Origin of the sequence: Bradyrhizobium sp. Leo170 (assembly GCF_004296405.1) — a bacterium.
Lineage (GTDB): Bacteria > Pseudomonadota > Alphaproteobacteria > Rhizobiales > Xanthobacteraceae > Bradyrhizobium.
This window is the reverse complement of record NZ_PSRR01000379.1, coordinates 1-7898: the sequence shown is the minus strand read 5'-3', so window position 1 is coordinate 7898 and position 7898 is coordinate 1. Positions and strand designations below refer to the sequence as shown.

Genomic DNA, 7898 nt, shown 5'->3' with positions numbered 1-7898 from the left:
ATAGCCCACAAGGGGAGAGGGCACATCAACTGACAGCGCGAAGGCGCTGGCCGGTAGGCACGGCGAAGCACGCCGTTCGCAAGCTCAGTTGTAATAATAGTAGTCCCTGTACGCGCGACCGCGACGTGGCGGCTGTTGCTGACCGAAGGCTACACGTGGATTGATGTTGCAATAGAGGTTGCGGCCGGACGCGCTCGCCATGCATTGCCCGTAGGTTTGATACGAGCAGTCGCCCGGAATGCCGAAGCCCCTGCCTTGGGCGCACCAGGGATAGTCGTAGGCCGCGGCGGGAGCGGAGCCGGCGGTGACACCCGCCCCGACGGCCGTCACGGCCAGCATTGCCAACATCAGTTTGCGCATCGTCGTTCTCCTTCGCCTTGGCCAAGCTGGCCGAGATCATGATCCGATCAGATCGGATCATGATCTCATCTTTGCTTGACCATGATCTTCCCACGAAAACGCTTCGCGTTTGTCGCGAGGGAAAACCGGTTCCCACTTTTCCGGATCATGCTCATGCCTGCATCTGCGTAGTCGCGTGGCCGGCGTCAAGGTTCAGACCACGATGCCGCAGGAAGGTTCTGGATGATGCGCGCTTGCGTCCTATTCCACCTTCAGCCCGGCGCCCTCGACCACTTTCTTCCACTTTTCGGTCTCGGCGACGATCTCCGCACCGAACGCTTCCGGCGTCTGGATGCGCGGCTCGCCGCCCAGTTCAACCAAACGTGTCTTCATCGCCGGCTCAGCCATCACAGCGTTGATCTCGCTGTTGAGCTTGGTGATGATCTCCTTCGGTGTGTTCTTTGGCGCGCCCATGCCGAACAAGGCGCTCGCCTCGTAACCCTTGACGGTCTCGCCGACGGCCTGCACGTCGGGCAGTTGCGGCGAACGCTCCGCCGTGGTGACGCCGAGCGCCCGCAACGAGCCGGAGCGGATATGCTGGATGATCGAGGGCATGTTGTCGAAGATCACGTGCACCTGGCCGGCGAGCAGGTCGGTGATGGCCGGCGCCGCGCCGCGATAGGGCACGTGCTGCATCTTGGCGCCGCTCATCGCCATGAACATCTCGCCGGAGAGATGCACCGAGGTGCCATTGCCTGATGAGGCCATGTTCACCTTGCCGGGATTGGCTTTCACGTATGCGATGAACTCGGCGACGTTCTTGGCCGGGACGTCCTTGTTGACGGTCATCACGTTCGGCACCCGCTGGAACGAGGCGATCGGCGCGATGTCGCGAACGAAATTGAACTTCAGATTCGCATACAGCGTGGCGTTGATGTAGTTCGCAGGGTTTACCAGCAGCACGGTGTAGCCGTCCGGCTCGGCGTTGATCGCAGCTTCCGTGCCGATATTGTTGCCGGCGCCGGGCTTGTTCTCGACCACGAATTGCTGTCCGAGCTTTTCCGACAGCCGCTGCCCGATCAGGCGCGCCAGGATATCGGTGGCGCCGCCCGGCGGATAGCCGACGATCCAGCGGACCGGCCGTGCCGGATAGTCCGCCGCTGCCGAAGCGCGGCCGATCGCGAATGTCGAAATCCCGGAACCGATCAGGCCAAGCGCAGTACGGCGTGAAATCATGAAGTTTCCTCCGATATGGCCGGGTTCACACTCCGGTCCGTTTCTATTGAACTGATGACGGCGTGCGTTGTAACAAACTACGCATTGGACAGCCAGTGCGCACCCTGCGCGCTGGACCGCGACGAAAGGATGAGGCCATGGCCGTCAAGGTGAACGCGCTCGACCATCTCGTGATCAACGTGTCAGACGCGGCGCGTTCCACCGAATGGTACAGCAGGATCCTCGGCATGGAGGTCAAGGTGTTCGATCCGGGTGAAGGCAAGGCGCCACGGACCTCGCTGGTGTTCGGCAACCAGAAGATCAACGTGCGGCCGCGCGATGCCTGCAAGATCGACTGGTTCACAGCCGATCATGAGACGCCCGGCAGCGAGGACCTCTGCTTCCTCACCTCCAGCACGCCCGACGAGGTCGCCGAACATCTGAAGGCCAACGGCGTCGAGATCGAGGAAGGCCCGGTGGCCAGGCATGGCGCGCGCGGCATGCTGCGCTCGGTCTATTGCCGCGATCCAGACGGCAGCCTGATCGAGATTTCGTCGTATGAGGATGATGCCTCCTAGCACCGTCATTGCGAGCGGAGCGAAGCAATCCATTTCGCCACTTGCGGGGGCATGGATTGCTTCGTCGCTGCGCTCCTCGCAATGACGTGGAGGGAATCCGCCCGTATTATTTGCCCGCCGTACGATCCGGTGGCACAAATGCTTCTGGAATAAGAACGAAAGCAGCCAGCAAGGCTGCGCGGGAGGAAGCATGACCAATTCACAGGCAGCACCTGGTATCGTGGGACCGTTCGCAGGCCTCGACGTGCCGTGGCTGCTTCGGATGCGCGCGGAGATCCGGCGCGATCACCCGTTCCTGATCTGGGCGCCGTTCGAGGCGCCGGCGCGAAAATGGACTTATGGCGAATTTCACGAGCGCGTCGGCGCGCTGGCCGCGGGGCTCGCAAAACGCGGCGTCACGCCCGGCGAATATGTGCTGATCCATCTGGATAATTGCATCGAGGCGATGCTGGCCTGGTTCGCCTGCGTCGAGCTTGGCGCGATCGCGGTCACCACCAACACGCGCTCGGCCGCCGCCGAGATGGAATATTTCGCCGGCCATTGCGGCGCGGTTGCCGCAATCACCCAGCCGGCCTATGCCGAATCGATCGCAGCCAATTGCCGCGACCTGCGCTGGATCGCCGTGATCTCGCATAACGCCGGCGCCGCGCCGGCACAGCCCGTGTCACGCGGCGACAGTTTTGAGGCGCTGTTCGCCGACAGCGCCGACCGGCCGCGCCGCGCCACCGATCCGCTCGCTCCCTGCAGCGTGCAGTACACGTCCGGCACGACGTCGCGCCCGAAGGCGGTGTTGTGGACCCACGCCAATGCGCTGTGGGGCGCCAAGGTCAATGCGGCGCACGAGGACCTGCATGCCGGCGACGTGCACCAGATTTACCTGCCGCTGTTCCACACCAATGCGCTCGCCTATTCGATGCTGGCGACGCTCTGGGTCGGCGCCTCCTGCGTGATCCAGCCGCGGTTTTCGGCAAGCCGGTTCTGGGGCGTCGCGCTGGAGCATGGCTGCACCTGGACCTCGACCATTCCGTTCTGCATGAAGGCGCTGCTGGAGCACGAGATTCCTGACAACCACAAGTTCCGGCTTTGGGGCACGGCGGTGTGCGAGCCGCCGCCCTTTGCCGCATTCGGCGTCAAAACCATCGGCTGGTGGGGCATGACGGAGACCATCACCCACGGCATTATCGGCGAGGTCGACCAGCCGAACACGCCGATGTCGATCGGGCGCGCGGCGAGCGAATATTCGATCCGTATCACCAATGATGACGGCTCGGCGACGGACGTCGGCGGCACTGGCAATCTCTCGATCAAGGGCATTCCCGGACTGTCGCTGTTCAAGGAATATCTGCACAACGAAAAGGCCACCCGCGAAAGCTTCGACGAGCACGGCTATTTCCTGACCGGCGACCGCGTCACGCTGCTCGAACACGGCTTCGTCAAGTTCGGCGACCGCGCCAAGGACATGCTGAAGGTCGGCGGCGAGAACGTCGCGGCCTCCGAGATCGAGCAGGTGATTGCGGTGGTGCCCGGCGTGCGCGAGGCGGCGGTGGTTGCGAAGAGGCACCCGATGCTCGAGGAGGTGCCGGTGGTCTTCATCATTCCGCAAGGCGGCATCGCACCCGTCGACCTGCATGACGATGTCATGGCCGCCTGCCGCAACGCACTCGCCGACTTCAAGGTGCCGCGCGAAATCCGCTTCGTCGACGACATGCCGCGCTCGACGCTGGAGAAGGTCGCCAAAGCCGAGTTGCGGAAGATGCTGGAGTGAGGCGCCGACTCGCTATTTCGGGGCAACGTCTCTCCACGTCATTGCGAGCGTAGCGAAGCAATCCATAGTGCCGCTTGCGGAGCCGATGGATTGCTTCGTCGCTGCGCTCCTCGCAATGACGGCGGAGCAGTCGGAATCAATAATGCCCGAACGCGACCGGGCGGAACGCCTGCAGCAATTGCTGGTCGAGCTTGGCGCCCATGTCTTCCATCATCGCGAACGCCTTGGCGTGGGTGAACTGCAGCCGGTAGGCGCGCTTCTCCACCAGCGCGGCGTAGATGTCGACAATGGTGGTGACCCGCACGATGTCGCTGATCTGGCCGCCGTGGAGGCCATTCGGATAGCCGGAGCCGTCCAGCATCTCATGATGGTGCAGCACCACGTCGAGCATTTCAGGCGGAAAGCCGCCCTGGACCAAGAGCGCCTCGTAGCCGCGCCGCGGATGCTCGCGCATCTCGGCCATCTCGTCCGCCGTCAATTCGGTCGGCTTGTCCAGGATGGAGGTCGGGATGAACGCCTTGCCGACATCGTGCAGCAGCGCCGCGCGGGCAAGGCGGCGCTGGTCGTCCTCGCGCATACCGAGGTGCTGCGCGAACGCCACCGCAAAACCGGTCACGAACAGGCAATGACGATAGGTGTCGGTGTGATGGCAGCCGACCATGGTCAGCCATTCGCGCAAGGATGAGTGCTTGATCGCCTTCAGGATCTTGCGCTCGGCGGCGACGATATCGCTGAATTGCAGGGGCTCGCCGGCCGGCAGCTTTTCGAACATCTTGACCATCACCGCATGCGCCGCCTCGACGCCGCGGTTCAGCGCCTTGCCGCGATCGGTTTCATCGTAGCCGTCTGCGTCCGGAAACGCGGCGCGGATGCGCTGCAACAGTCCGGCAGCGTCGAACGGACGCGAGATCGTGTCGATGGCCCCGAGCGCCCAGGCCTGCATGGTCGCGTGGTGCAATGCATCCTACAGCACGAACAGCCGCGGCATTTCGCGATAGGCTTCCGTCCTGAGTTTGTTGCGCACGAGCTGCACGCTCTCGGGCGAGCGCAGGTTGATGTCGACCACGATGCCCGAAAGATTATCCGCGGGCTTCTCGGGAATCTCCGCGGTCGAAATGGTGTCGACCTCGCCGACGGACCGCAAAATCCTGGCCAGTTCGCTGCTTTGGTCGCCTCGATCCGACGCCAGCAACAGGCGGCGTTTGGGCGAAGTCTTGTTGGCTAACGCTGTCATGAAATTCCTGGGCGTTCGCAATGACGATCGACAAGCCAGGCTAGCCGAGAATGGGTTCCCTGCGGCTTAATGGGCATGATGAACAGCGGTCTAGCGCCAATGCTAGAATTTTAACGATCGGGTCTTCCATTTCCGCATTTCCCACCCGGGAACAGATCGCGCTAGGATGATTGCGCAGCATCGCTGCCAGAATCTGCTCGGGGAAACGCAATGCCGAAAATCAAGCGAGATGGGGTCGAAATCTATTATGAGGTCCATGGCGACGGCCCGCCCCTGCTCCTGACCCACGGCTATTCATCGACCTCGGCGATGTGGCAGGGCCAGGTCGCGGCGCTGTCGAAGCGCCACAGGCTGGTGCTGTGGGACATGCGCGGCCACGGCCAGTCGGATTATCCGAGCGATCCCGCAGCCTATAGCGAAGCCCTGACGGTGGCCGACATGGCCGCGCTGCTGGACGCGGTCGGCGCGGAAGAGGCGATCGTCGGCGGGCTCTCGCTCGGCGGCTATATGTCGCTTGCGTTCTATCGCGCGCATCCGGAGCGGGTGCGCGCGCTCTTGATTATCGACACCGGACCCGGCTTCAAGAAGGACGACGCCCGCGATGCCTGGAACAAGCGCGCCTACGACACCGCAGCGAAGTTCGAGCGCGAAGGCCTCGATCTCTTGAAATCGTTCAGCCGCGAGCGCTCGACGGTGACGCACCGCGATGCCTCGGGTCTTGCCCTTGCCGCGCGCGGCATGCTGACCCAGCGCGACGCACGCGTGATCGAGTCGCTGCCCGATATCAAGGCGCCGTCGCTGATCGTGGTCGGCGCCGACGACACGCCGTTCCTCGCCGCCTCGGACTATATGGCGGCCAAGATTCCCGGCGCGCAGAAGGTCGTGATCCCGGCCGCCGGCCACGCCGTCAATATCGATCAGCCGCAGGCCTTCATCGAAGCGGTGCTGCCGTTCCTCGATGAACTTGAGGCGAAGTCGGCGCAGAAAGCTGCATCATGAGGACGATTGCCGCGATACTGCTCGTGCTCGCCGCTGCCGCGGAACCGGCCTGCGCGCAGCACCTACCGCCATTTGGCGGGCCTGCTCCTGCGCCATCCACCTTCGTAGCGACGCTGTCGAACACTGCGCCGCTGGTGTTTGGGATGGACGTGGAAGAGACGTCGCGCGCGCTCGGCACGCCCCTCACCTACATCAGAGGACGTCCCGGCAACGAGATCTATCTCACCTTCCGCGATCTCGGCGGCAGCGGGCTGTTCCCACACAACGACCGGCTCTTTCTGCAGTTCCGCAAAGGGCGGCTCGCCGGCTGGAAGGCCGATTGGGGCCAAAACTGGATGTGGCGGTAATCAGCCGCTGCTGTTTCGCGAACCCGAATTGCAACCCTCAAACGAGAAGGGATGACCCATGGGACGAGATATCACGCTGACGGCTTCGGACGGTTTCGAACTCGGCGGCTACCGCGCGGACCCCACTGGGGCGCCAAAGGGAGCGATCGTGGTGATCCAGGAGATTTTTGGCGTCAACCACCACATCCGCTCGGTCTGCGACCGCCTCGCCCAGGACGGCTATGTCGCGATCGCGCCCTCGATCTTCGACCGCAGCGAGCCGAATTTCCAGAGCGGCTACTCGCCGGAGGAAATCGCGATCGCGCGCAAATTCGTCGCCAATCCGGATTGGGCGGCGATGCTGCGCGACACCCAGGCTGCCATTGATGCCGCCAAGGATGTCGGCCCGGTCGGCATCATCGGCTTCTGCCTCGGCGGCAGCGTCGCCTATGTCGCGGCGACCAAGCTGACGGGCCTGAAGGCGGCCGTCGGCTATTACGGGGGCGCCATCGTCCGCTTTGCCGACGACAAGCCGAAGGTGCCGACGCAACTGCACTTCGGCGAGAAGGACGCTGGCATTCCCTTGACCGATGTCGAGACCATCAAGGCCAAGCGGCCCGAGGTCGAGGTCCACATCTATCCCGGCGCGCAGCACGGCTTTCATTGCGACGAAAGGGCAAGCTACGACAAGGCCAGCGCCGACATCGCCTGGCCGCGCAGCCTGGCGTTTTTCGCGAAGTATTTGAAGGGATAGCGCACAGCTCTCTGCCGTCATTCCGGGGCACGCGCAGCGTGAGCCCGGAATCCATTCATCCGCACGTTTTGTGGCCCGATGGATTCCGGGCTCGCGCTGCGCGCGCCCCGGAATGACGAGTGGAGAGAGTGTCGCCTAGAACCACCGCTCGCCGACGAACACCGTGTCGCCGGGACTCATCGGCGTGCCGAGCGGCACCGTGTAGCGCCCCGAGCCGTTGCCATCGGTATGCGTCAGCGTCACCATGTCGCGCTTGGCGCGCGGCGAGAAGCCGCCCGCAATCGCCACGGCGCTTTCGACGGTCATGTTGGGCACGTACGGATATTGTCCGGGCGCGGCGACTTCGCCGAGGATGAAGAACGGACGGTAGGCCTCGATCTCGACGGCGACCGAAGGCTCGCGGATGTAGCCGCTGCGCAGCTTTGCCGCGATCTCGCTTGCGAGCCCCGACGTCGTCCTGCCGCGCGCGGGCACTTGCCCGATCAGCGGCATGGTGATCGAGCCGCTAGCGTCGATCGCGTAGGTATTGGTGAGACCTTCCTGGCCGTAGACCACGACACGCAGCCGGTCGCCGGCATCGAGATGGTAGGCCGAGTCGTAGCGGACCCCAGCCCCGGGCGCCGCTGCGTAGGCCGCGCGCGGTGAAGCGGCAAAGGCGGAGCGAAGCGCGCCGACTGCGCCACCGCCG

The 7898-nt window shown here is 63.9% G+C and carries 8 protein-coding genes and 1 pseudogene; 5 read left to right on the top strand and 4 right to left on the bottom strand.

Annotated features, from left to right (window positions below):
* Positions 1-84: 84 nt before the first annotated feature.
* Positions 85-360 carry a DUF3551 domain-containing protein gene (locus CWO89_RS37590; RefSeq protein ID WP_130583409.1) on the bottom strand — a complete coding sequence of 92 codons (276 nt, stop codon included), beginning with the start codon at positions 358-360 and terminating at the stop codon, positions 85-87.
* Between the two features lie 240 nt (positions 361-600).
* On the bottom strand, positions 601-1575 hold the full coding sequence (locus CWO89_RS37585) for a Bug family tripartite tricarboxylate transporter substrate binding protein (protein ID WP_130583408.1): 975 nt from the start codon (positions 1573-1575) through the stop codon (positions 601-603).
* Between the two features lie 137 nt (positions 1576-1712).
* On the opposite strand from CWO89_RS37585, the gene CWO89_RS37580 reads away from it, so the two are divergent.
* A complete protein-coding gene (locus tag CWO89_RS37580) occupies positions 1713-2132 on the top strand; it encodes a VOC family protein (protein ID WP_130583407.1) in 420 nt (139 codons plus the stop codon).
* A 190-nt stretch (positions 2133-2322) separates the two neighbouring features.
* The gene (locus tag CWO89_RS37575; RefSeq protein ID WP_130583406.1) at positions 2323-3897 is read left to right on the top strand and encodes an AMP-binding protein; all 1575 of its coding nucleotides are present in this window, start codon (positions 2323-2325) and stop codon (positions 3895-3897) included.
* Between the two features lie 136 nt (positions 3898-4033).
* On the opposite strand, the pseudogene CWO89_RS37570 reads toward CWO89_RS37575, so the two are convergent.
* Positions 4034-5131, bottom strand: a pseudogene (locus CWO89_RS37570) (HD-GYP domain-containing protein).
* Positions 5132-5341: 210 nt separating this feature from the next.
* On the opposite strand from CWO89_RS37570, the gene CWO89_RS37565 reads away from it, so the two are divergent.
* Genes CWO89_RS37565 through CWO89_RS37555 form a run of 3 tightly spaced genes read left to right on the top strand, consistent with a single transcriptional unit; the run spans position 5342 to position 7210 of the window.
* Positions 5342-6130 carry an alpha/beta fold hydrolase gene (locus CWO89_RS37565; RefSeq protein WP_130583405.1) on the top strand — a complete coding sequence of 263 codons (789 nt, stop codon included), beginning with the start codon at positions 5342-5344 and terminating at the stop codon, positions 6128-6130.
* Positions 6127-6477 (top strand): hypothetical protein, encoded by a 351-nt coding sequence (locus CWO89_RS37560; protein ID WP_130583404.1) that lies wholly within the window; start codon positions 6127-6129, stop codon positions 6475-6477. The genes CWO89_RS37565 and CWO89_RS37560 overlap by 4 nt, the downstream gene beginning before the upstream one ends.
* Before the next feature lie 58 nt (positions 6478-6535).
* On the top strand, positions 6536-7210 hold the full coding sequence (locus tag CWO89_RS37555; RefSeq protein WP_130583403.1) for a dienelactone hydrolase family protein: 675 nt from the start codon (positions 6536-6538) through the stop codon (positions 7208-7210).
* A 135-nt stretch (positions 7211-7345) separates the two neighbouring features.
* On the opposite strand, the gene CWO89_RS37550 is transcribed toward CWO89_RS37555, so the two are convergent.
* A partial coding sequence (locus CWO89_RS37550) for a polysaccharide biosynthesis/export family protein (RefSeq protein ID WP_130583402.1) occupies positions 7346-7898 on the bottom strand: 553 nt, incomplete at its 5' end.

Bases quoted from the DNA above. Each gene is read 5' to 3' on its own strand.
- CWO89_RS37560 (WP_130583404.1), top strand. From the start codon at position 6,127: ATGAGGACGATTGCCGCGATACTGCTCGTGCTCGCCGCTGCCGCGGAA.
- CWO89_RS37590 (WP_130583409.1), bottom strand. From the start codon at position 360: ATGCGCAAACTGATGTTGGCAATGCTGGCCGTGACGGCCGTCGGGGCG.
- CWO89_RS37565 (WP_130583405.1), top strand. From the start codon at position 5,342: ATGCCGAAAATCAAGCGAGATGGGGTCGAAATCTATTATGAGGTCCAT.
- CWO89_RS37580 (WP_130583407.1), top strand. From the start codon at position 1,713: ATGGCCGTCAAGGTGAACGCGCTCGACCATCTCGTGATCAACGTGTCA.
- CWO89_RS37585 (WP_130583408.1), bottom strand. From the start codon at position 1,575: ATGATTTCACGCCGTACTGCGCTTGGCCTGATCGGTTCCGGGATTTCG.
- CWO89_RS37555 (WP_130583403.1), top strand. From the start codon at position 6,536: ATGGGACGAGATATCACGCTGACGGCTTCGGACGGTTTCGAACTCGGC.
- CWO89_RS37575 (WP_130583406.1), top strand. From the start codon at position 2,323: ATGACCAATTCACAGGCAGCACCTGGTATCGTGGGACCGTTCGCAGGC.